At 39.0% G+C, this 246-nt stretch carries 1 protein-coding gene; it reads left to right on the top strand.

Annotated elements, in window-relative coordinates; translation table 11 throughout:
* On the top strand, positions 1–246 hold a 246-nt coding region (locus E4T71_RS09590; RefSeq protein ID WP_194181281.1), incomplete at both ends, for a transposase.

Here is a 246-nt window from a genome sequence, read left to right as displayed (position 1 = left end):
CTGGCCTCTCAACCAACCTTGTCACGTTTCTTTTCTCGTGCTACTGAAGAAACGATTGCAGCTTTAAGACAGATTAACTTTGAACTTCTCCAAATCTTTTTACAATTTCATCAAGTGGAGAATCTTATCATTGATATTGATTCGACTCATTTTACAACCTATGGAAAACAAGAAGGCTCGGCTTACAATGCTCATTACCGTGCTACAGGGTATCATCCACTCTATGCTTTTGAAAGTCAGACTGGT

It is taken from the genome of Streptococcus sp. WM07 (assembly GCF_004570525.1).
Taxonomy (GTDB): Bacteria; Bacillota; Bacilli; order Lactobacillales; family Streptococcaceae; genus Streptococcus.
The sequence above is the reverse complement of the archived record's forward strand: the minus strand, read 5'-3'. Positions and strand labels throughout refer to the sequence as shown.